General features: G+C 71.1%; 21 protein-coding genes and 1 pseudogene. 8 read left to right on the top strand and 14 right to left on the bottom strand.

From position 1 onward, the window contains the following. The first annotated feature begins 155 nt into the window (after nt 1–155). Entirely contained in the window at nt 156–986 is an 831-nt protein-coding gene (locus QWI33_RS29285; RefSeq protein ID WP_289960150.1) for a formylglycine-generating enzyme family protein, read from the top strand. A gap of 417 nt (nt 987–1,403) precedes the next feature. Here QWI33_RS29285 and QWI33_RS29280 read toward each other — a convergent pair whose 3' ends face one another. Next, nucleotides 1,404–2,975 carry a carboxylesterase/lipase family protein gene (locus tag QWI33_RS29280; protein ID WP_289960149.1) on the bottom strand — a complete coding sequence of 524 codons (1,572 nt, stop codon included), beginning with the start codon at nt 2,973–2,975 and terminating at the stop codon, nt 1,404–1,406. Nucleotides 2,976–3,130: 155 nt separating this feature from the next. On the opposite strand from QWI33_RS29280, the gene QWI33_RS29275 reads away from it, so the two are divergent. From QWI33_RS29275 to QWI33_RS29265, 3 genes are read left to right on the top strand one after another with little or no spacing between them, the layout of a single operon-like run. Then, complete coding sequence (locus QWI33_RS29275; protein ID WP_289960148.1) at nt 3,131–3,703, top strand: TetR/AcrR family transcriptional regulator; 573 nt, start codon at nt 3,131–3,133, stop codon at nt 3,701–3,703. Nucleotide 3,704: 1 nt separating this feature from the next. Beyond that, entirely contained in the window at nt 3,705–3,857 is a 153-nt protein-coding gene (locus QWI33_RS29270; protein WP_289960147.1) for a hypothetical protein, read from the top strand. 47 nt (nt 3,858–3,904) lie between these two features. Then, nucleotides 3,905–4,465, top strand: coding sequence for an HD domain-containing protein (locus tag QWI33_RS29265; protein WP_289960146.1), 561 nt, complete (start codon nt 3,905–3,907; stop codon nt 4,463–4,465). Nucleotides 4,466–4,488: 23 nt separating this feature from the next. On the opposite strand, the gene QWI33_RS29260 is transcribed toward QWI33_RS29265, so the two are convergent. From QWI33_RS29260 to QWI33_RS29235, 6 genes are read right to left on the bottom strand one after another with little or no spacing between them, the layout of a single operon-like run. Continuing rightward, nucleotides 4,489–5,292: a hypothetical protein gene (locus QWI33_RS29260; RefSeq protein WP_289960145.1), complete on the bottom strand. Its 804-nt coding sequence runs from the start codon at nt 5,290–5,292 to the stop codon at nt 4,489–4,491. Nucleotides 5,293–5,338: 46 nt separating this feature from the next. Further along, nucleotides 5,339–5,779, bottom strand: a complete 441-nt coding sequence (locus QWI33_RS29255) for a hypothetical protein (protein ID WP_289960144.1) — start codon at nt 5,777–5,779, stop codon at nt 5,339–5,341. A 33-nt stretch (nt 5,780–5,812) separates the two neighbouring features. Further along, nucleotides 5,813–6,340 carry an EndoU domain-containing protein gene (locus tag QWI33_RS29250; protein ID WP_289960143.1) on the bottom strand — a complete coding sequence of 176 codons (528 nt, stop codon included), beginning with the start codon at nt 6,338–6,340 and terminating at the stop codon, nt 5,813–5,815. Between the two features lie 9 nt (nt 6,341–6,349). Then, on the bottom strand, nt 6,350–6,844 hold the full coding sequence (locus tag QWI33_RS29245; protein WP_289960142.1) for a hypothetical protein: 495 nt from the start codon (nt 6,842–6,844) through the stop codon (nt 6,350–6,352). Next, nucleotides 6,844–7,176 (bottom strand): hypothetical protein, encoded by a 333-nt coding sequence (locus tag QWI33_RS29240; RefSeq protein ID WP_289960141.1) that lies wholly within the window; start codon nt 7,174–7,176, stop codon nt 6,844–6,846. Before QWI33_RS29240 ends, QWI33_RS29245 begins: the two co-directional genes overlap by 1 nt. Further along, nucleotides 7,176–7,610, bottom strand: a complete 435-nt coding sequence (locus tag QWI33_RS29235; RefSeq protein WP_289960140.1) for a YbaB/EbfC family nucleoid-associated protein — start codon at nt 7,608–7,610, stop codon at nt 7,176–7,178. The genes QWI33_RS29240 and QWI33_RS29235 overlap by 1 nt, the downstream gene beginning before the upstream one ends. A 207-nt stretch (nt 7,611–7,817) precedes the next feature. Between QWI33_RS29235 and QWI33_RS29230 the strand changes: the two genes are divergently transcribed. From QWI33_RS29230 to QWI33_RS29220, 3 genes are all read left to right on the top strand, one after another. Then, nucleotides 7,818–9,071 (top strand): hypothetical protein, encoded by a 1,254-nt coding sequence (locus QWI33_RS29230; protein ID WP_289960139.1) that lies wholly within the window; start codon nt 7,818–7,820, stop codon nt 9,069–9,071. A gap of 377 nt (nt 9,072–9,448) precedes the next feature. Beyond that, nucleotides 9,449–9,814: an RNHCP domain-containing protein gene (locus QWI33_RS29225; RefSeq protein ID WP_289960138.1), complete on the top strand. Its 366-nt coding sequence runs from the start codon at nt 9,449–9,451 to the stop codon at nt 9,812–9,814. Between the two features lie 11 nt (nt 9,815–9,825). Then, entirely contained in the window at nt 9,826–10,245 is a 420-nt protein-coding gene (locus QWI33_RS29220; RefSeq protein WP_289960137.1) for an RNHCP domain-containing protein, read from the top strand. A 142-nt stretch (nt 10,246–10,387) separates the two neighbouring features. Here the strand turns inward: QWI33_RS29220 and QWI33_RS29215 are convergent, their stop codons facing one another. From QWI33_RS29215 to QWI33_RS29195, 5 genes are all read right to left on the bottom strand, one after another. After that, complete coding sequence (locus QWI33_RS29215) at nt 10,388–11,092, bottom strand: ECF transporter S component (RefSeq protein WP_435367613.1); 705 nt, start codon at nt 11,090–11,092, stop codon at nt 10,388–10,390. 403 nt (nt 11,093–11,495) lie between these two features. Further along, the gene (locus tag QWI33_RS29210; RefSeq protein ID WP_289960135.1) at nt 11,496–13,175 is read right to left on the bottom strand and encodes an ABC transporter ATP-binding protein; all 1,680 of its coding nucleotides are present in this window, start codon (nt 13,173–13,175) and stop codon (nt 11,496–11,498) included. After that, nucleotides 13,172–14,305, bottom strand: coding sequence for a CbiQ family ECF transporter T component (locus QWI33_RS29205; protein ID WP_289960134.1), 1,134 nt, complete (start codon nt 14,303–14,305; stop codon nt 13,172–13,174). Before QWI33_RS29205 ends, QWI33_RS29210 begins: the two co-directional genes overlap by 4 nt. A gap of 14 nt (nt 14,306–14,319) precedes the next feature. Then, a complete protein-coding gene (locus QWI33_RS29200; protein WP_289960133.1) occupies nt 14,320–15,156 on the bottom strand; it encodes a hypothetical protein in 837 nt (278 codons plus the stop codon). 121 nt (nt 15,157–15,277) lie between these two features. Beyond that, the gene (locus QWI33_RS29195; protein ID WP_289960132.1) at nt 15,278–16,552 is read right to left on the bottom strand and encodes a hypothetical protein; all 1,275 of its coding nucleotides are present in this window, start codon (nt 16,550–16,552) and stop codon (nt 15,278–15,280) included. Nucleotides 16,553–16,954: 402 nt separating this feature from the next. Between QWI33_RS29195 and QWI33_RS29190 the strand changes: the two genes are divergently transcribed. Then, nucleotides 16,955–17,590 (top strand): TetR/AcrR family transcriptional regulator, encoded by a 636-nt coding sequence (locus QWI33_RS29190; protein ID WP_289960131.1) that lies wholly within the window; start codon nt 16,955–16,957, stop codon nt 17,588–17,590. On the opposite strand, the pseudogene QWI33_RS29185 reads toward QWI33_RS29190, so the two are convergent. Both QWI33_RS29185 and QWI33_RS29180 read right to left on the bottom strand, forming a co-directional pair. Continuing rightward, nucleotides 17,518–18,570, bottom strand: a pseudogene (locus QWI33_RS29185) (MinD/ParA family ATP-binding protein); the annotation flags it as partial. The gene QWI33_RS29190 and the pseudogene QWI33_RS29185 overlap by 73 nt on opposite strands. Nucleotides 18,571–19,255: 685 nt before the next feature. Further along, nucleotides 19,256–20,455 carry a UvrD-helicase domain-containing protein gene (locus QWI33_RS29180; protein ID WP_289960129.1) on the bottom strand — a complete coding sequence of 400 codons (1,200 nt, stop codon included), beginning with the start codon at nt 20,453–20,455 and terminating at the stop codon, nt 19,256–19,258. Between the last annotated feature and the right edge of the window lie 260 nt (nt 20,456–20,715).

Raw genomic sequence — 20,715 nt, 5'->3', positions numbered from 1 at the left:
CCGCCCCGACCCGACCCGACCCGACCCGCCCCGACCCGACCCGACCCGACCCGACCCGACCCGACCCGACCCGACCCGACCCGACCCGACCGGCCTTTCCCGGAGCGTGTCCTCGTCGTGGTTGGCGCTGGTGCGCGGCGGCTTAGGATTCGGCGATGCAGACGATCGAGGCCGGCTCCGTGACCATCGCCGACCGGCGCACCGAGCGGAGCTGGACGGTGGAGGTGGCGCCGTTCCTGCTGTCGCCCTTGCAGGTCACGCGCCGCGCGATCGGCGGGGCATACGGCGTCGCGGTCGCCGGTGCCGAAAGCGGCGACGACCTGCTGCCCGCCACGAGCATCTCCTGGTTCGATGCCGTCCGCTTCTGCAACCGGGCCTCCGAGTTGGAGGGCCTGCAGCCGGTCTATGCGATCGCCGGAGAGGCGACCGCGCTCGCAGAGAGCGGAGTCGGACTCGGACTCGAATCAACCGATGCCGGGACCGGGACCGGAGCGAGCGGCAGCGGCAGCGGCAGTGGCACAGGCGTCGTCAATGTCGGCAGGGGTGAAGCAAGCAGTGCCGAGGCGGGCGGGGGCGGATCGAGCGACGACACCGGGAGCGGAGCGGTCGTGTGGGACCGCGCCGCCGACGGGTACCGGCTGCCCACCGAGGCCGAATGGGAGTACGCCTGCCGGGCTGGGACCACCGGCCCCCGCTACGGCGAGCTCGACGAGATCGCCTGGTACCGCGACAATTCCGGCGAGCGCCTGCACCGCGGCGGCGAGAAGGCCCCGAACGCCTGGGGCCTGCACGACATGATCGGGAACGTCTGGGAGTGGTGCTGGGATGTCTACGATGCCGAGATTTACCGGGACTACCGCGTGATCAAGGGCGGCGGCTGGTTCGACGAGCACTGGTCCTGCCGGGCGGGTGTGCGCCGCCGCACCATGCCCACACTCCGCATCGACGACCTCGGCTTCCGCCTGGCCCGCAACCTGCCCCGCTGACACGGGCATCGGATGCGGCGCGGCGCGCGCTCGGAACCGTAGGGGTCGGCCGGCTTGAGCGGTGATGGCGGTGGAGGCCGCCAAGGGACCTGTGACCGCATCGGATCGCCGTGATCACGCCCCGGCGGGCGCAGCGTCGCTCGCAGTGGTCCCGGAGGTGAGTGTGGCCTCCGAGGCGCCGCCCGGCGGGCGCGATGCCGCTCGGCGTGCTCCCGGTGGTGAGCGTGGCCTCCGAGGCGCCGCCCGGCGGGCGCGATGCCGCTCGGCGTGCTCCCGGTGGTGAGCGTGGCCTCCGCGATGCCGCTCAGCGGGTGCAGCGTCACGAATTCGCCTAGCTGCGGTCCGGCAGTGACGGCATCCAGGACGTGCAGAGGGGCGCAAGGCCATCGGCCTTGCGCCCCTGAGATTCACGACCAATTACGCCTCTAGGGAGTCCCAGAACTCCAAGTGGTGCTCGTCGGCGAAGTCGATCGTCCAGGCGCCGTCGGGGGTGAGCTGGCGGACGCAGTCGCCATCGGCCTCGGTCCAGCGGCCGCGGCCGTCCGGGTCGCCGGTTCGGGCGAAGGTGCTCCAGGCCTTGACCATCCGGTCGGCCAGGGGCTCGACCTCGGCGCTGCGTTCGGCGAAGATCGTGGTGTCGAAGAGGAAGGCGACGTCGACCATGTGGAAGGCGTCCATCTCCCACGAGGGCGCCTCGAAGTCGTTGAAGTACGGGGTGCCGCTGGCCGACAGCTCGTAGGCGTACGTCGGGACGTGTTCGGCGAGTACGTCCACAGTGTCCGAAAGGCTCGCGGCCCAGTGGGCGTCGGTCTGCACGGCCGCAAGGGCCTTCGCCGGGTTCTCGTAGTCGCTCAGCGGGTACCGGGCGGCGATCGCGTCGGCGTGTTCGGGGAACTCGGCCACCAGCGCCGGGTAGTACTCGTCGGCGGTCATCACATGCCCGGAGAGGACTTCGATGCCGCCGGTCATGAGCTGGTTTTCGTCGCGGTTGATGCCGGTGAGTACCGGCACGTCGTTCACGGCGCCCGTGGCGATCGCGTCTCTGGTGGCGATGGGCATGACCGGGCCGCCGTCGACCGGCTGGAACTCCTGGACGTTCGCCGTCGCGGTGTTCAGGTCGGCCGGTTCGAGCGCCCGGAGGCATGCCTCGGCTTCGGTCGGGTCGGCGCAGTCGAGCTGCTCGGCCACTCCGATGTCGCGGGCCTGACCTTGCTCTCGTGAAGGGGCCCAGGTCGATCCGCACGGGGCGCTCTGCATGATCGCCTTGTCGAAGAGGCCTGCGGAGGTCGGCGAGGTGAGGTGGGCGCAGACGTCGAAGCCGCCGCCGGATTCGCCGAAGATGGTGACGTTGTCGCCGTTCCCGCCGAATGCCTCGGCGTTCTCCCGGACCCAGCGCATTGCGGCCTGCTGGTCTTCGAGCCCGTAGTTGCCGGAGGTGGTCTCCCCGCCTTCGTCGAGGGCGGGGTGGGCGAAGGAGCCGTAGACGCCTTGGCGGTAGTTGACGGTCACGACGACGGTCTTGCCGTCGGTCACCAGGCGCGAGGGGTCGTACTGCTCGGCGGCGCCGTAGGTGTTGCCGCCGCCGTGGAACCAGACCATCACGGGCAGGTCGTCCCGGTTCGTGTCGGGTGAGTAGACGTTGAGGTAGAGGCAGTCCTCATGCTCGCTGGGGATGCCGGGCATGTTGGCGGCGCCCTGGGCGCAGGCGTTGCCGAACTCGGTCGCTTCGCGCACCCCTTCCCATGGGTCTGCCGGTTCTGGTGAGGCCCAGCGCAACTCGTCGACGGGCGGGGCGGCGTAGGGGACGCCGAGCCAGGCGCGGACGCCTTCGGAGTTGGCGCCCTGGAGTGCGCCGAGTTCGGTGTCGACGAGGGTGGGTGCGGGGGTGGTCGCGTTCGCGGTGGCGGTGCCGAACGCGATGGAGGCGGCGGTGATGCCGGCGGCGGCGAGGATTGCGGCGATGGTCTTGGCGGTCTCGGGGAAAGCCATGGGGTGCTCGCTTTCGACTGGTGTGGAACGAGGTTTGTTCGCGTCTGGCAGAACCGTACCAAGGATTTGCGCAAACGTGCAAGGCGATCGCCTAAGAAATTTGCGCAAGGCGATTGCGCTAGGCAAATGCGCAGGTCGCTGTTAGGATCGGCCCCATGGGAAACCGGGAAGCGCTCCTCGCCGGAGCCAAGCAGTGCCTGCTCGAGAAGGGCTACGACCGCACCACGGTGCGTGACATCGCCACGGCAGCCGGCGTGAGCATGGCCGCGATCGGCTACCACTACGGCTCCCGCGAGGCGCTCCTCCAGCAGGCCCTCTTCTCCTCGCTCGAGGACTGGGACGCCGGACTCCAGGTCCAGCTCGCCAAGCTCGACGAACCCAAGGGCCCCAAGCGCTTCGAAGCGGTGTGGAACCTCCTCATCGACCACGTCAAGGAGAACAAGACGATGTGGATGGCGAGCTTCGAGCTGTTCATGCAGGCCCAGCGCACCCCCGAACTCGCCGCCGTCTACGCCCAAGGCCAACCCGGCGCGACCGCCGCCATGGCCGCGCTCGCGACCGGCGAGATCGAGGAGACCATCGACGCCGAGACGATCCGCACCGTCGGCGCCGTCCAACTGGCCCTCGTCAGCGGCGTCGTCATGCAGTGGATGTCCCACCCGGACGCCGCCCCCGACCCCAAGGCCATCGCCGCAGGACTCCGCGGCCTCGTGGCGACCCTCGACTGACGTGGGCATCGAGCGGTACTTCCTGAACGAGAACGGGCTCCAGCGCTACGAAGCGGACGACCAGCGGCACTGGAAGCAATGGGAGGATGCCTGGAAGCAGCGGCACCCCTGTCGCGGTCGGATCCTGGGCATCCCGGCGCAGGGACCGGACTGAACCACCGCAGTACTCGACGTCACTCGCCGTACGACAAGGGAGCAGCCATGGCAGACATGGACGGGATCGCGAAGTACCTGCTCGAGACGGGGAACCTCAAGCGGGTCAAGCGAACCGGCTGGTGGTTCGCCCAGATCAAGGACCCCGAGAGCGTCGCGGAGCACTCGCACCGGGCGGCCGTGGTCGGGATGATCCTCGCCGCTCTCGAAGGCGCCGACCCGAACCGGACCGCGCTCCTGGCCGTCCTCCACGACTCCCCTGAGACCCGCATCGGTGACATCCCGCACATCGGCCGCCGCTACCTCACCGCCGTCCCCGCCGAGGACGTCGTGGCCGATCAGGTCGAGGACATGCCCGGCCCCGTGGCCGCGCTCATCGCGAACGCGGTCGCGGAGTTCGAGGACGGCGACAGCCCGGAGGCGCGCTGCGCCAAGGACGCCGACAAGCTGGAGTGCCTGATCCAGGCCGTCGAGTACCGCCACGGCGGTGCCGGTGTTGAGGAATGGATCGACAGCAGCATGAACGCGCTGAAGACCGAGTCCGCGCGGGCGATCGCCGAGGCGGTGCTCGCCGCCGATCCGCTCGCCTGGCAGCAGCCTCGCAGATAAGCGCAGGCTGAGTCGCCCCAAGATCAACTGGCGGCGCTGACCTCGATGTCCGCGAGGTTCGGCGCCCAACTCCGGGCGAGTTCGGCGGCCTGGTCCAGGTCCGTTCCCGCTGCCACGATGATCCCTGCGCGGTCAGGGTCCAGGCCCCCGCCGACGACCGGATATTGAGCGGCAACCGCCGTATAGGCGGCGATCGCCTCAGCGGGGACGTTCCCTTCGTGGTCGGTTTCGACCCTGAGCGAAGGACTCGTACCCTGCCCGGTGCCGACCCGCAGCGACGTCACGGCCGAGGAGAACGGCCGGTACTGCTCGGCATCGCCCGTCATGTCCTTGAACAATGCCAGAGCGCCTGCGGCATCGACCGCGACGATCTCGATGGTCCACCGGTCTTCGTTGTCGAATCCGCTGTCGATGAGGCCGCTCGCCACCCGGTCGTCGGCCGCCAGCGACTCCCAAAGCGCCACAACCTGACCGTTGCGCTCGCCGTCCGGGGCCACGGCGAAGGTGAGGCCGTCCGACGAGATCTCGCCGGTGACCGCGCGCTCGTCGGCGACGTACTCCGCGAGTTCGTCCGCCAGCTCGGCCACGCGGTCGGCTGAGGTGCCCTGTTCGAGAATCAGCGTGCCGGTCGCCGATCCGGCGAAGGGAAGGGTGTTGTCGCCGTGGGTGTCGATCTCGGCGACATCGGGCGTGTCGGCCCACTCCTGCTCGAAGTCCGCGGCGAGCGCAGAGCCCTTGTCGATCGCGCACCCGGCCGAGAGGGCCAGGCCCAGCACGAGCGTCGCGGTCAGCATGATCGGTCGCCGGGCGTCCGTACGCAGGGTCATCTCCTTGAAAGCCTGCCGCGGCCGAGGCGACCGGGATCAGGGACGCTCATGCATCGCCGGCCGGAATCCCCAGCCGCCCCCGGTACGGGTGGCGCTGCTTGAAGGTGTCCTCCCACCTGAGCAGGTCGGCCTTCCACTCGGGAAGGTCGGGCCTGAACTCCCGCCGCACATTGGCGCGCTCGGGCTGCCGAACCCTGAAGGCCCAGAAGTCCTCCAACGCCGAACGGACCTCCTCGACCGAATAGGTCGCGGACCTGCGGTCGCCGTGGAGCGACCGGATCGAGACCCCGGAGGGGGTGAACGCGACGGCGTAGCCTTCGCTCGACCACTCGTCGTACGGCGGGCGCCCGTGGGCGACGTCGTCGATCATGGCGAGGGCGTCGAGCAGGATGCGAAACGGCACCCCGATGTCCGTGCAGATCCAACCGGCGAGCACTTGCTGGGCTTCGACCGGGTCGACTGCCACAGGGCCGAAGTAATCGTCCATGCGGAAACGCATAAGTCGATGCCCTTCTCTCGGTTATTGAACATTGTCGGGGAAGCCGTGCGTGAACCCTTGCGGGACCGAATTGTCATAGTATCCGGAGATCTTGACCCCGTCGACTTCACCGAGCCAACGGTTCGGATCGGTCGGGTGCGTCTTGCTGTTCTTGAACGCTTCGGTGACGCTCTTGTCGATCTTTCCGGCGTCCCAGTCGTCGGGGAAGAACGCCGAGGTGCCGCCGGGCCCCGATTTCGGTTTCCACTGGCCGGGAGGCGGGGGCATGGTCTTGTCGAAGAACTCCGGTTCGGCGCTGTACACGCCTTTGTCGCCGAGCATCTTCTTGGAGTCGGGTTTGATGCGGCGGTCGTCGAAGTCGTTCCCGCCGGGCCGATGGTGATAACCCGATCCCCGGTTCGCACCGGGCTTGATCTCGCCCATGAGCATGTGCTCGAGTTTTTCGGGGTCCATCTTGTTCTGCGTGCGCCGGGAGACCCGCTGCCCTTTCGCCTTCTTGATGAAGTCCAGTGCGGCACTGATGAGTTTGCCGCCGCTCTTCTTGCCCATGCGCTCCGCCTACGCTTCGAGGAGTTTGAAGACGGCCTCTTGGATGAGGTTGCCGACGATGGTGCGGATCAGCTGCTGCACGATCGGGATCTGCAGCAGCGAGGCGCCGAAGGTGACCGCGGCCGAGGCGACGGCGATCGCGATCTGCACCGCCAGCCAGATGAGCTGGGCGATCACGGCGATCTTGAGCACCAGCACGATGACCGAGCAGATCATCAGGCCGACGCCGCCGATCATCGCCCCGACCGAGCCGCTGTCCAGGATGCTCGACGGGCCGTCCTCACTCTCCCACCAGGTCTTGAACGCGTCGATGTCCTTGCCGATCTGCTCGGTCCAAGCCGAGGCGGCACCCCCCGTCGCCTCGTCGGCGATGGAGGTCAGCTCCTGGCCGAAGTCCATCCAGGCCTGCCCCATGTCCATCAGCGCGTCCTCGTTCGACTGCGGCCAGTCGAAGCCGAGGATGCCGAGCAGGGAGGCGAGTTCGCTCGGGAGCATCAGCGCCATCAGGCACCCCCGCCCAGGTGGGACTCCAGCTGCGTGAAGATCTGCGCGACCTCGTCGTCCGCGGCCAGGTGCTGCGCGGCGAAGTCGCGGATGTCGTATCCGGCGTCCGCGATCGACCCGGACGCTTCGAGGAAGCACTCTTTCGCCCACTCGAACACCGCTTGGTGGGCGTCACCGATCAGGCCGCCGATCTCGTCGCCGCCGCACGCGTCCCCGAACCCCTCGATCTTCGCCGAGAACGCCTCGATCGCGGCGTTGAACCGCTCCGAGACGCCTTCGATCCGCGACCCCGAACTGTCCAGGCCCTCGGGGTCGATGTCCAACTGCGCCATCAGTTCCCACCTCCGAGACGCTCCGAGGCGGTGCGGACGATCTGCTCGTGGGAGGCGGAGAGGCCGTCCATGAACCCGCGCAGCTTCTGCGCCGACTCCTGCTGGAGCTGCTCCATCTTCTCGCTCAGTCCCGCCAGATCGATCTCGCCCGGCGTCCCGGACTCCTCCCGGGCCTTGTCGAGCGCGGCGTTCACGCCGGCGGTGATCTCCTCGCCGAGCGCCTCGGCGCCGAGGCGAAGGGCCCGCGGGTCGACGATCGCGACGGTGACCTTGCCTACGAGGTTGGCGCTCACCCGGACCCGCCCCTCGGCGACCTCGACCTCCACCGTCTGGGAGGCCCGCTCCGCCTGCGCCTGCGCACCGATCTTCGCCGCCTCGACCGCCTGGGACAGCATGTCGGTGATCGATGAGGAATCGGGATAACTGGGGCTCATGAATACTCCTTGCCCGGGACGAGACAGCGCACAACCGTGATCGACAGCGACTGTACCCGCACTGCGCGAGCCCCAGGCGGGGCGCGATGCGGCCCGGTCGTAGCGGCCGTTACGGCGACACGCCATGTTGAAAGTGTCGTTCCCGTGCAAATCGCCCAGCGGGCCATACGGTTCGGGTGACCACGCCACTCACCGATGGGACTTGCCTTGAGCGACACCGACCTCCACGGTTCCGACATCAGCGCCTACGAGGAGGTCGAGGAGCAGGAGTCGGGGACGCAGTGGACCTCCGTGCCGTTCGTCAGCCGCTACACCGCCAGCGCCGAAGCGGTGAAGAACGCCGGAAGCGAGAGCGCCCTGAGCACCGGCCTGGCCATCGGCGGGGAGATCAAGGGGCTCGGCGCCGATGTCATGGGCGTCCTCACCGACCCCATCGGCACCCTCGTCGGTGCCGGTCTCACCATCGTCCTCGACCTCGTGCAGCCCTTCGACGAGCTGCTCATGATGGTCTCCGGGGACGCCACCGAGATGCAGCGCCAGATCGACGTCCTCGGCCAGGTCGAAGCCGCACTCGGCGCCCTCGACGAGGAGATCGCGAGCGCCGCCGACGCCAATGTGACCACATGGGACGGTGAGGCCGCCGCCGCGGCCGGGAACGCCATCGGCGGGCTCGCCGCCACCGCGGGCTCGATGGGCGAGCGCGCCAAGGACGTCGCCGCGATCCTCGACTGGGCGCGGATGCTCGTCGAGACGATCTACGAGGTCATCAAGGCGGTTCTGACCGAGCTCGTCTCGTGGGCGGTCACGCGCGGAGTCGTGGCCCTGGCGACGAGCGTCGCCACCGCGGGCGCCTCAGTGGTCGCGTTCGTGATGGACGCCGTGATCTCTGCGTCGCGGATGCTCCTCAAGGCCACCAGGAAGTTCCAGTTCGCGTCGCAGATCTTCATGAAGCTGCTCAAGTTCCTGCGCGCCAACCCGGTCGTCAACCGCGCGGCCGGGGAGTACCGGCTCTGGAAGGAGCTCCTCACGGTCGCCGGTACGGCGGTGGCCGACTCCGCGAAGGGCGCGGCGGCAGACATCTACGGGCACGTCTCCGATGCGCTCGCCGGTGAGACGGGGACCATCACCGCCCTGGTCGGCGACGCCACTAGGTGGCAGGTCGACCCCGGCGAACTCGAAGCGGCGGCCGGGGCCCTGGACGGCCTGGCGCCCAACGCGGAGGCGATCGCCGCGGTCGCAGGCGAAGCGGGCGCGGCCGAGATGACCTGGGGCCTGCCCGGACTCTTCTTCGCGGAGGCCTATGCGGAAGGCTGCGCGGAACTGTCGAACCTCACCGGCCTGCTCGGTGCGTCCATCGGCCACCACGCCGACAGCCTGCGCCAATGCGCCGAGACCTACGACCAGGCCGACACCGACATCGCCGCCGAGTTCGAGAAGCTCGCAGCCGACCTCGGCGGGTGACCTCGAACCGCCCGGTCGACCAGCCGTTTCGACTCCCCGGAAGACGAGGACCGCGACGGAGCGGCCACTCGAAAATTCATTGACAGGTTTTTCGCCGGCACCTAGCGTGGTCGGCAGATCCGCAGGTCGCGGTCTGGAGTTCGGGCCGTGAGGCCCTAGAAAGAAGTGTTGATGTCCTGGTGTGCGCCGAGTGCGCCTCCCCGCGTCGCGTAACCGATGAATTCGCCGTATGCCTTGTGCGGCAATCGGACGCGATGACGCTGCGTCGCCTCGTCCTGTGACGCCTGCTCCGCAGGCGCCGGACGCGTGCGCCCGCCGACGGCCGCTCGGCCTCTCTTGCTGTCACTGCAGATTTCCTCCAGCAAGGAGCCTCCGAGGTGTCAAACACCAGCAACACGCTCAAGATCAACACCTTCACCTTCACCTGCGCTTGGTGCGGCCTGACCGTCACCAGGACCGCCGCCGACGACTCGGTGCGCAACCACTGCCCGTCCTGCCTGCACTCGCGGCACGTCACCGACCACGTCGAGGGCGGGCCCAGCGACTGCGAGGGGCGGATGAGCCCGATCGCGATCGCCGTACTGCGGACCGGCGACTGGATGCTCGTCCACCGCTGCGTGCGATGCGACGAGCTCACCTCCAATCCGGTGTGCGCGGACGACAACCAGCTCATGCTCATGCGCATGGCGGTCCGCCCGCTCGCGCAGCCGCCGTTCCCGCTCGAAGCGCTCGGCAGCCTGTAGGAGGTGCGACCATGCCACGACGTACTCGACCGCGAGACGACGAGCACCGGCGCCAGCGGCACAAAGAGGTGCTGCATGCCGGCGGCGGCCACCGGGCGAACGACTTCCGTTGCGTCGGTTGCCGCCTGACCGTCCCGGTGAGCGCTCCGGGGACCGCGCACCGCAATCACTGCCCGAACTGCCTGGTCAGTCTGCACGTGGATCGCCGTATCCCGGGCGACCGCGATTCGGCATGCCGAAGGCGGATGGACGCGGTGGCGATCTTCGCTCGGCCCGATGGCGAGTGGATGATCGTCCATCAGTGCCTCTCGTGCGGCGAACTCAGCTCGAACCGCATCGCTGGCGACGACAACGTTCTCGCCTTGATGCAGTTGGCGCTCAAGCCGCTCCAGGACACCGAACGCGCGAGTCGCACGCTGCTCGCCCTCTGAGCACCCGATCCGGGCGGGGGGGGGGGGGGGGCCCCCCCCCCCCGGGGCCCCCCCGGGGGGGGGGGCGGGGGGTAGAGCCACCGAGCGTCACGCGGCGCGGGAAGCCGCGCCGCGTGACGGCCGATTCTGGTGAAGGAGCGGTTCAGACCCAGTTCGCCCTGCGGGCGGCTCTGCGCATGACGCGCAGCAGGAGCGGGCCTGTGAGGAGTACGAGTGCGATCGTGGTGATCGCTCGCCCGATGTCCCAGCCCAGGGAGGTCGCGAGCGAGTACGCGAGGAGCCGGGACAGGTTCTCGCCGAAGCCGCCGCCCGGCACGTAGGCGAGGTTCCCGTGGGTGATCGCGAAGGGCCAGAACGAGAGGTTGAGGAGGAGTCCGTAGAGGATCGAGGAGAAGGCGGCGTAGACGGCGAGGATCGCCAGTTCGGTCGTGCGACCGGCGCGGGTCTCGGGCGTCTGCGGCAGGAGCCCTGCGCCGAGCGCGACGAACGCCGCCGCGAACATCTGGTACGGCAGCCACGGCCCCACCCCGCCCGTGAGCAGCGCCGACGCGAACAGGCCCGTGCAGCCCAGGATGAACCCGAACCCTGGCCCGAACACCCTGCCCGCCAGGATGAGCAGGAAGAACACCGTCTCCACCCCGGCCGCCCCCGCCCCGAACGGGCGCACCGCCGCGACCACGGCGGAGAGGACCCCGAGCATCGCGACGGCGCGGGCGTCCAAGCCGCCGTCGGTGAGCTGGAGCAGCACGACGGCGGTGACGAGCGGCAGGAGCAGCGCGAACAGCCAAGGGCCTGAGGTGGTCTCGGTCAGCGCGCCGCCCGGGGCCGCGAGCAGCGGCCACGACATCGCTACCAGCCCGAACCCGGCCGCAAGGACGAGCGCGAGCGCGGCCTTCCAGCGCACGGCCGGGCGCGGTGCCGTGACGGGGGATTGCGCAGGTCGGGTTGTTGCGTCTTCTGCTGGCGATAGCGGTGCCAGGGCCTCGGGTTCCGGCGGGTGCGAGGGTGCGACGTTCGGCCCCGCAGGGCGCGAAGGTGCTGAATCGGCGTGAGCGGCCGGGCACGCCTTGGTGTTCGGTGCCGCCGGGTCCGATGGGGCGGTGTCGGTGGGTGGCTTAGCGTTCGGTTCCGCCCGGCTCGAAGGCGCGAAGTCCGGGTTCGCAGGTGGCGGCACCGAGGCATCGGGTTCCGTAGGCTGCGCCGGCGGCTCGTTGTCGCCGGACGCCGAGGGCCGGGCCGACGGCGGCCGCTCAGGCTCCCTCGACATCGCCCGTCCCGCTTCCGGTCGCGCCCTCGCCGCTTCGGCCCAGGGCCTCCGCCACCTCCGACACCGTCAACCAGCCCGGCAGGACCTTCGCGACCTGCGGGGCGAACATCGGCGAGGCGGCCACGATCTGGCGGGCCGGCCCGTCCGCGACCACCTCCCCGTCGGAGAGGATCACGACGCGGCTCGCGAACTCCGCGCAGAACTCCACGTCATGGGTCGACACGACCACGCAGTGCCCGGCATCGGCGAGCTTGCCCAGGCGCGCGGCGAGGGCCTCCTTCGCCGGGTAGTCCAGGCCGCGGGTCGGCTCGTCGAGCAGCAGCAGCGGCGGTGCGGCCGTGAGGGTCACGGCCAAGGCCAGGGCGAGCCGCTGGCCTTCGGAGAGGTCGCGTGGGTGCGCGTTCTCGTCCACGCCCTCCACCAGGTCGGCGAGGATCTTCGCGCAGGTGCCGGGCGGGACGCGGCCGTCTTGGTCGGCGCCCTCGCACTCGGCCGCAACGGTCTCGGCGTAGAGCAGGTCGGCGGGCTCGGCCGGGACGAGGCCGGCGAGGGTGCGGCGCTCGGCCGGTTTGCGGGTCGCGGGGTCGGTGCCGCCGATCGCGACCGTGCCGCCCGAGCGCTTCCCGGTTCCCTGCAGGGCCCAGAGGAGGCTGGACTTGCCGGAGCCGTTGCGGCCCATGAGGGCGATGCGCTCGCAGCGTCCGGCGACGAGGTCCACGCCGTCGACGGCACGCACCCCGCCGGGGTACTCGACGTGGACGCCGCGGGCCTCCAGCAGCGGCGGGCCGGCCTCGGACGGGGCGCTCTTGCGGCGACCGGGTGCGCTGACCTCGGTCGGCGGGCGGTGTTCGGAGAGCGATCGGCGCAGCTCCGCGGCGTGCCGCCTGGCCTCGCGGATCGTCACCGGCGGGCCGGGCCAGCCGGCGATTCGGCCGAGCTCCACCACCGGCGGCGCGATCGGTGACGCCCCCAGGACCTCGCCGACGGGACCGGCGGTCACCTTGCCGCCGTCGAGCAGCAGCGCCGAATCGGCGTACTGGGCCACGCGTTCGAGGCGGTGCTCGGCGAGGAGCACCGTGACGCCGAGGTCGTGCACGAGGCGGTGCAGCGCCGAGAGCACTTCGTCGGCGGCGGTCGGGTCGAGTGCGGAGGTCGGCTCGTCCAGGACGAGCGCGGCGGGCCCGGCGACGAGGGCCGCGCCGATCGCGACCCGCTGGCGCTGCCCGGAGGAGAGGGCGGCGAGGTCGCGGTCGCGTACGTCGGCGAGGCCGAGGAGGTCCACGATCTCGGTGACGCGCTTGCGCATCGCCGCCGGGTCGACGCCGAGCTGCTCGGCGGTGTAGGCGAGCTCGCGTTCGACCTCGTCGGTCACGAAGCCCGCCAGCGGGTCCTGGCCCACGTACCCGACGAGGTCGGCCAGGTCGGCGGGGGTCGATCCGCGAACTTCCCTGCCCGCCACGGTGATCCGACCGGTGACGGTGCCGCCGGTGAAATGCGGGACGAGCCCGTTCACGGCTTTGAGCAGGGTCGACTTGCCCGCGCCGGTCGGGCCCACGAGCAGGCAGAACTCACCCTCGGGGAGGTCGAAGGAGACGTCGTCGAGCACGGGCGTGCCCGTGTACGCGAAGGAGACGTGGTCGAAGGCGATCCCGCCGGGGTTCATGGTGTTCCTCCTCTTGAGGACGGCGCGAGCAGGGCGGGCGCGGTGGCGAGGAGGATGCCGCCCGCGGCCCACATCGGCAGGTCCGGCACTGCGAGCGGATTCGTGGCGGGCCACAGCGCCGCCGGTTCGTAGATGCCGCTGAGGACGGTTCCGGCGACGGCCGCGGCACCGGAGGCGACGATCGCCCAGTCGCGCCCGCCGAAGTGGTCGGGCCGGTAGCGGGTGTGCGGGACCCGCCTGGAGGCGAACGCGATCCCGAAGACCGACACGGCCGCACTGCACGCCACGGTGGTCCAGGCGAGCGGCGCGGGCGTTGCGGCGGAGAGGAGCGCGTACGCGCCCGCGCAGAGACCGACGAGTCCAATGAGGAGTGAGACGCTGGTGGCGCGACGGGCCGTGACGGGAATGCCCGCGGCGCGTCCGTACCCGCGCGAGGCCATCGCGGCGGCCAAGGCGAGCGATCGGTCGAGCGCGTCGTGCAGCACCGGCGAGACGACCGTGCGCATGAGGTTCGCCGGGCTGCGACTCGTGTTGCCGCGCAACGCCCTTGCTCGACGGACCCGCCCGACGCTCTCGACGAGCTGCGGCGCGACCGAGAGCGAGACGACGACCGCGACGCTCACCTCGTACAGCGCGGCCGGGACCGAGCGGAGGAGGCGCCGGGGGCTCGCGAGGGCGTTCGCCGCGCCCACGCAGACGAGGAGGGTCGCGAGCCGCAGGCCGTCGTAGGCGGCGGCGAGTGCGCCCTCGGCGGTCACATCGCCGCCCAGCCGGAAGCCCGCGGCCCATTCGGGGAGGGTCGCGGAGGGGAGGGAGAAGAGGACGGTGGGGCCGTCCGAGCCGCCGAAGACGATGTAGAACGCCATGCGGACCGCGATCGCGCTGAGCCCGATGACGAGGAAGACGCGGTACGCGCCCGACCAGGGCTCGGAGCCGCGGCACCAGGTGACGACCAGGCCGGCGACCGCGACGATGAGCAGGAGCAGCCACGGGTTCCCGGTGCGCCCGGCGGCGGTGGCGAGGAGCAGCGCCCAGCCCCACCAGGCCACGGGGTGCGTGGTGCGGCGGGCGGCTCTCGGCACGTCGGCGGTGCGGGTCCGGGGCGCGCTCGTGACGGGTCGGGTCGGCATGCCTGCGGGCCCGTTCACGCGCGCCGGTCGCGGCGCACGCGCCAGAACACGAGCCCGGCGATGACGGCGAGCGCGGCGACGGCGAAAAGCCAGGTGTAGGAGCGGTCTCGGGGCGCTTCCGTCGCGGCTCCTTCGGCAGCGGCGGCGGCATCGGCGGGCGCGAGGGCGGGCGCGGAGCCGTCGCCGAAGGACCAGCCCTCGACATCGCCCGCGTCGGGGCTGGAGTCCGCGCCGCCCACGGGCGAGTAGGACCATGCGGCGTCGCCGGCCTCGGCGTGCCAGTACGACCAGTACTCCTTCGCGGGAGGCGCTGTGGCGCAAGTGCTCTCGGGCAGCTCGTCGATCCGGCAGACCATGCCGCGGATCGAGGCCACCTCGGTGACGGAGAACCCTGCCTGCGCGAGCGCGTCCAGGCCGTTCGCCGGGTCGGCGGCGCAGCCCGTGGCGGGCTCGGCCGCATCGGCGGCCGCGAGCGGACCGAAGTCGACCACGACGGTGACGCCGGCGCAGCCGGACTGCGCGAAGGCGGGTGCTGCGGGGGCCGCGGTCGCGAAGAAGAAGGTGAGGAGCGCGGCCGCGAGGGCGGCGAGGCGGCGGGGTGCGGCAGTACCCGGGCGACGGAGTCCGGCCCCCGAGGTCGGGTGTGTCCGATCGCGACGCCCCCGAGCACAAGCGTCCCATCCGGGTACGACACCGCCGCGCGGTGCGACGGCGGCGAGTGCGGTGAACACCGCGGTCGAAAGCGCAGCGATGAGCGTGGCAGCCAGCGAATTGAGGTCGATGGACGCGGTCCGCACGGCGATTGCTTTCGCGAGCATCGCGGCGGCGATCGCGGCCGGGAGTGTGGTCACTCGTGCGGAGGTGCGTGCCGCGGCGGTACGGCGTCGTGTCGGCACTTGGTGAGCGCGCAGGCAGCGCCCGCCGGGATGGCGGGCGCTGCCTGCGTTGTGTTCGCTTCGGGACACGAGCCGACTATTGCTTGTCGGTGTTGTCGTCCGCAGTCGCTTCGCCGGACTCGTCCTTCGGCTCGTCCGCAGGCGTCTCGCCCGCGGCGGGGGCCGCAGCGGCGTCAGCGTCGCCGCTTCGGCGCGACTTCAGGGCGAAGCCGATGACCAGCGCGGCCAGCACCACGACGGCGGCACCGATCACCCACGGCAGCCACGAGTTCGAACCCTCGTCGTCGCCCGCGTCGGCACTGGCCTCGCCAGTGCCTTCGTCACCGGCGTCGGCGCTCTCGCAGCCGGTGCCCGGCACGGCGGCCTCGATGTCCGAGGCGTCCAGGTTCGCGAGGTCCTGGCCCGCGATCGGGACGATCGCCTGCGCGGTCGCCAGCAGGCGCGAGGCCTCACCGAACTCGGGGTCCTCCGGGTCGGTGTACATGATCGCGCCCGGCTGCTCGGCGGTGCAGTCGAACTGCAGCCCGAGCAGGAACGTCACCGCGTTCTCGGCGGCGTCCTCGCGACCGGCGGCGAGGAACGCCTGCGCGGCCATCGCGGTCGAGTTCGCGTTCTCGCCGAAGCCGTTGTCGAACCCGCCGTCCTCGGCCTGCGCGCCCTCGAGCCACGCCACGGCGGAGTCCAGCGGAGCCGAACCGGGCTCGCCGAGCGTCGCCAGCGCCGAGGCGACCAGGCCGGTCGTGTCGGGGTCGGAGACGCAGTCGTCCCCGCCGTCGACGTCCATGTAGTTGAACCCGCCGTCCGGGCACTGGACCGCGGCGAGGCCGGCCGCGGCCTCCGCGCCCGCCGGGGTGTCGGTGCGCGAGAGCCCGAGCACGGCCCAGGCGGTCGTCGCGGCGGTGCCGTCGCCGTAGGTGCCGTTCGCGGTCTGCGAGGCAGTGACCTCGGCGGCGAGGCGGATCTCGCCGAAGTTGGTCGGGTCGCCGCCGGCGGTGGCGACGGTGTACATGACCTTTCCGGCGGAGCCGGCGTTCAGTGCGGGCTCGGTCGCGCCGTCGGGCGTGGGGAGCACGTACGGGGTGAGGATCTCGTTGCTGTTGAGCCACTCGAGGGTGGCCTGCACCTGGTCGCCGCCGACGCCGGCGGCCTCCAGGGCGATGACGGCGTCGAGCGAGGACGAGACGTCATTGTTCCAAGAGGTGCCGTCCGACTGGGCGACGAGCCAGGACGCGGCAGCCTGGGCGGGCTGCCCGAACGGGGCCTCTTGGGCCTGCGCCGGTGCGGCGGAGGCGAAGACGGAGATGGGCACGACCGCGGCGGCGGCCAGCAGTCGTGCGGGCAGGTGGCGCAATTGCCTGACCTTTCCTAGAGCGAGTGGGGTCTTCGGGCAGGCGGCGGCGCCGCAAGCGCCTGTAGACCACGACAGGCGTTGACAAATTCGGGCGGCGTCGGCGGGCATTCGGGCTCACGCGGGTGGACCGAGCGTAGAGAAGGGTGCTCGGCAGTTGTCTGAGTTGACGTACCGCGACTACCGTTGCGGGTCAGCGCCGGCCTTTCACCGGACTTCCCCCGCCTGGCGCCTGTTCAGTTTGGGGTCATTCTCGCGGGTGGATTCGCTGGGTGTCAAGCTGACCGGTCGCACAGTGCAGCCGTTCACTCGCGCCACGCGAGTGAACTCTCGCCTTCCGGTTATTGACCCGTAGCACCGGGTGTCGATACGGTGCACAACGTGAGCAGAAATAAGAACGCCGATTTGGACAGAGTTCTTCGCGCTGCGACACGGGTCTTCCTGGAGCGCGGGTTCTCCGCCACCTCCATGTCGGACCTCGTCGCGGCGACCGGCATGAACCGCGCCGGGCTCTACGCCGCATTCGGCTCCAAGCACCAGCTCTACATAACGGCACTGGGCCGCTACCGAGAGGACACCGAGCCGGAGCTCCGCTCGATCACCCTCCGCGCCCTCGAGAGAAAAGACGACGACCGGGTGGACGCCCCGCGGGTCGTGGGCGACCTCCTCGACGTCGTCGCCCGCCACTCGAAGGAGGGCGGCTTCGTGGTGCGCGCCGCGGTGGAGCTGGCCGACGACCCCGCCACGATGCGCCGCGTCCAGGAAGCCTGGACGGAACTCGAACGCGATCTCGCCGCGATCCTGGCACGGGCGGTCGAGCGCGGCGAGATGGACCCCGGGACCGCCCCAGACCGACTGGCCCGCACTGTCCTCGTGTTCATCCAGGGCGCGCTCGTCCTCGGCCACGCCGACGAGGACGACCACCGCCTCGCCGAAGCCGCGATCGGGCTCGTCGGGCTGCTGGCGTCCTACAGGCCCTCGGCGACCGACGAGGAGATCCGCAGCCAGGCCGCGGACGACGCCTTGCTCAACGAGTCGTAGCGGATCGGCTCCCCCGAGTCGAGGAGCTTCTCATACGGCGCGAGCAGGACCGCCCTCGTGCGGGCCGCGAAGTGCCGCTGCACCGCGGGCAGGTCGACGTCCTTGCGGTGGGCGGGCATCGACACCACCGACACCGCCCCGCGCACCAGGTCCCGGCGGCCGGTCTGCTCCAGGTGGTCGAGCATCCGCGCGGCGGTCTCCGCCGAGTCGTTGCGGGCCGACATCGTCACCACCAGCTGGTCCGTCGCGTCGATCGCCGCCTGCCAGTTCGCCGCCCGCACGTTGTTGCCGGTGTCGACCACGATGAGCTTGTAGAAGCGCGACACCGCCTCGCGCAGGTCCCCGAACGCCCGCGAGGTGAGCATCTCCCCGGCCGTCGCCGACTCGTCCGAGGCCAGCACGTCGAACATCGCGCCGCCCTGGGCGCGCACGTACTGCGAGAGGTCGCCGATGCGGCCGGTCGGACCCCGGAAATGGTCGAGGTCCCGCAGCAGGTCGCGGACGGTGCGGACGTGGAAGTCCTGCTGGGCGCGCATGCCCAGGGTCCCCTGCGTCTCGTTGTTGTCCCACGCGAGCACGTACCCGCCGCGGTGGCGGCCGAAGGTCATGGCGAGCATGAGGACCGCGACGGTCTTGCCCGCGCCGCCCTTCGGGTTGACGACGGTGATCTGGCGTAGGCCCCCGAAGTTGCGGCGCACGGTGTCGACCGCGCGCTGGCGGGCGCGTTCGCGCGGGCCGGGCGGGAGGGCGACCATGCCGAAGCTGAAGCGGTGGAGGGCGCCGCGCAGGCCGGTCTCGGCGACGGGCGGGCGCGGGGGCACGACGCGGCGGGACGAGAAGTCGTCGGCGGTCACGCCGAGGCGTTCGAGCGCGCCCGCGTGGTCGGGGAACACCGGGACCGGGACGTGGACGGGCGACGCGGACATGGGCGGCGCACCGACCTGGTGGTCCGAGTGGGTCGACGCGGGCGGGGAGGGCCAGCCGCCGCCGGTGTCGGACTGCGGGGCCGCGTACTGCGAGGGCGGTGCCTCGTATGAGGACTGCGCGCCGGGCATCGGGGTCGCGGGCGGCGGCGGTGCACTCGGCACGTGGTCGCCGCTGCGCGGGTTGCGGATCGGTTCGGCCACGGCTTCGTACGGCTGGTTCATGACGTCCTCAGGGGCACTGTGCCGGTCTTGCACGGCTGAAGAAGCCTGGTATCGACCGTTCACTTCCGGGACCTGGTACGGATCGTCGGCCTCGGGCGGGGCGCTTCGCTCGCGGCTTGCGACTGGCGGTGCGCTCTGCTCGTGGAACGAGCTTGGCGGGGCGGTCTGCTCGCCGAACGAGCTTGGCGGTGCGCTGTGCTCATGGTTCGCACTTGGCGGTGCGCTCTGCTCATGGCTCGCACCTGGCGGCGCGCTCTGCTCATGGTTCGCATCTGGCGGCGCGCTCTGCTCATGGTCCGCACCTGGCGGCGCACTGTACTCACGGTTCGCACCTGGCGGCGCGAACGGCGACCACCCTGGAGCATCCGGCCGGTGCAGAGGCGCAGTGTCCTCTTCGGTGTGCTCCATCGGGGCCTCCCAGCGCGCGGTTGCGCTCAGCGTCAGAGTGCGGTTACCCGACTATTGTGGCCCATACGCCTGTCATCGCGTGGGAACTCGGCTCGGCTCCCTCGCGGCCTTACAGCAGTCGCGGCTGCTCAGGGCCCGAACGATCCTGAGGGACCATCCCGAATGGACTGAAGAGCCCTTGGTCCACATCGGCCAGAAGAGGCGAGCCCGCGCCCGTGTGGCTCACGTAGGCGAGGTCCCGCGTGCGCCCGAGCGCGACGTACAGCTCCCGGCGGGCGGCGGCGGTGTTCGGCCAGTCCTCGGCGGTCACCCCGGTGAGGCACACCACCCGGAACTCGCCTTCGGCGGCTTCGGCGACGGACATGCCGTCAGGGCCGATCACCGCGAAGTCATCGGGGTCGACGCCGAGCTCGGCGAGCCGGTCGGTGAGGTCCTCGACGAAGCGCTTCTCGTCGTCGGCGTCGATCGCGAAGTACCGGCCGATCCCGGAGCCTTCCAGCGCGGGGCGCTCGGGCTGCACGAGCCGTCCGGGGACGCGGCTGATCGGCTCGATCACCTGCGAGGCGGCGACGAGGACGGCGGCCGGGCTGCGGTGGTTGCGCGAGAGGCGCATGACGTGCGCCTGCGGGAACTGCTCGCCGAAGGCCGCGAACGCGGCGGGCTCCCCGGTGACCAGGGCCGAGTCGGGGTCGCCGGTGGCGGTGATGTCCGCTTCGCTGCCGCGGTGCTCGGTGACCTGGCGGAACAGGCGCATCGGCATGCGCGGGAGGTCGTCGATGAAGACGTGCCCGAGTTCGGGCGGGCTCGCGGCGGCGAAGTCGTCGAACTCGGCGACGGTGATCGAGGCGGCCTCGCGGCCGATGAGCGCGCCCAGTTCGCGGCGGATGCGTGCGGCGCCGGTCGCGGACGCGGCGAGAATCAGGCACTGGCGGGCGGGGACGCCCAGCTCCTGCACGAGGTAGGCGACGCGGCGGATGAGCAGGTGCGTCTTGCCGGTCCCGGGGGAGGCGTTGATGAGCAGCGGGCCGCGTCCGGCGGAGGCGGCGACGCGCTGCATGGCGTCCAGGGAGTCGAGCAGACCCGCGCCGACCTCGTCCATGCCCGTGAGCAGGGGCGCGGAGTCCATCCAGGGGTCGGGGGTCCGTGTCGTCAACGCCGGTTCGGGCATCGGCACGGCTTCGCGGACGTACCTGGAGTGGTGGGACCGCTGCGCGCGGCGGCGCCGCTCGGCGGTGGTCCGCATGCCCGCGGAGAGCTCGAACAGCGGGGACGCCACCTGCGGTTGCTTGCGTTCATCAGGACGGCGCACCTATGCATCCTCGCAGACAGACGGCGCGTACCCCGAAGCGGCTCCCGCCCGGGCGGGTCGCGCCCCAGGCCGCGAGGGCGTCTCGTCTAGCGATGGCCCGAAGCGGGGGCCGCGCGCTTGCGAGGGCGACTCGCATTCGTCTGCTCGGCGGCCGATCGCGGGAGCCGCCGACGCCCATGTGTGTCGGACCCTTGACGTACGGTCATGGATAGGGGGCCTCTGCGCGGACAAATCCGGAATATCCGCTTTCACATGTCGTG

The sequence above is a fragment of the Glycomyces tritici genome, from assembly GCF_030403505.1.
This window is presented reverse-complemented; position numbering and strand designations above follow the sequence as displayed.

Excerpts from the sequence above, each read along its gene's own strand:
- QWI33_RS29265 (WP_289960146.1), top strand. The coding sequence starts at position 3,905 with ATGGCAGACATGGACGGGATCGCGAAGTACCTGCTCGAGACGGGGAAC.
- QWI33_RS29210 (WP_289960135.1), bottom strand. The coding sequence starts at position 13,175 with ATGAACCCCGGCGGGATCGCCTTCGACCACGTCTCCTTCGCGTACACG.
- QWI33_RS29215 (WP_435367613.1), bottom strand. The coding sequence starts at position 11,092 with ATGTCGTGGCCGCTGCTCGCGGCCCCGGGCGGCGCGCTGACCGAGACC.
- QWI33_RS29240 (WP_289960141.1), bottom strand. The coding sequence starts at position 7,176 with ATGGCGCAGTTGGACATCGACCCCGAGGGCCTGGACAGTTCGGGGTCG.
- QWI33_RS29235 (WP_289960140.1), bottom strand. The coding sequence starts at position 7,610 with ATGAGCCCCAGTTATCCCGATTCCTCATCGATCACCGACATGCTGTCC.
- QWI33_RS29260 (WP_289960145.1), bottom strand. The coding sequence starts at position 5,292 with ATGACCCTGCGTACGGACGCCCGGCGACCGATCATGCTGACCGCGACG.
- QWI33_RS29220 (WP_289960137.1), top strand. The coding sequence starts at position 9,826 with ATGCCACGACGTACTCGACCGCGAGACGACGAGCACCGGCGCCAGCGG.
- QWI33_RS29245 (WP_289960142.1), bottom strand. The coding sequence starts at position 6,844 with ATGGCGCTGATGCTCCCGAGCGAACTCGCCTCCCTGCTCGGCATCCTC.
- QWI33_RS29205 (WP_289960134.1), bottom strand. The coding sequence starts at position 14,305 with ATGCCGACCCGACCCGTCACGAGCGCGCCCCGGACCCGCACCGCCGAC.
- QWI33_RS29280 (WP_289960149.1), bottom strand. The coding sequence starts at position 2,975 with ATGGCTTTCCCCGAGACCGCCAAGACCATCGCCGCAATCCTCGCCGCC.
- QWI33_RS29285 (WP_289960150.1), top strand. The coding sequence starts at position 156 with ATGCAGACGATCGAGGCCGGCTCCGTGACCATCGCCGACCGGCGCACC.
- QWI33_RS29255 (WP_289960144.1), bottom strand. The coding sequence starts at position 5,779 with ATGGACGATTACTTCGGCCCTGTGGCAGTCGACCCGGTCGAAGCCCAG.
- QWI33_RS29275 (WP_289960148.1), top strand. The coding sequence starts at position 3,131 with ATGGGAAACCGGGAAGCGCTCCTCGCCGGAGCCAAGCAGTGCCTGCTC.
- QWI33_RS29250 (WP_289960143.1), bottom strand. The coding sequence starts at position 6,340 with ATGGGCAAGAAGAGCGGCGGCAAACTCATCAGTGCCGCACTGGACTTC.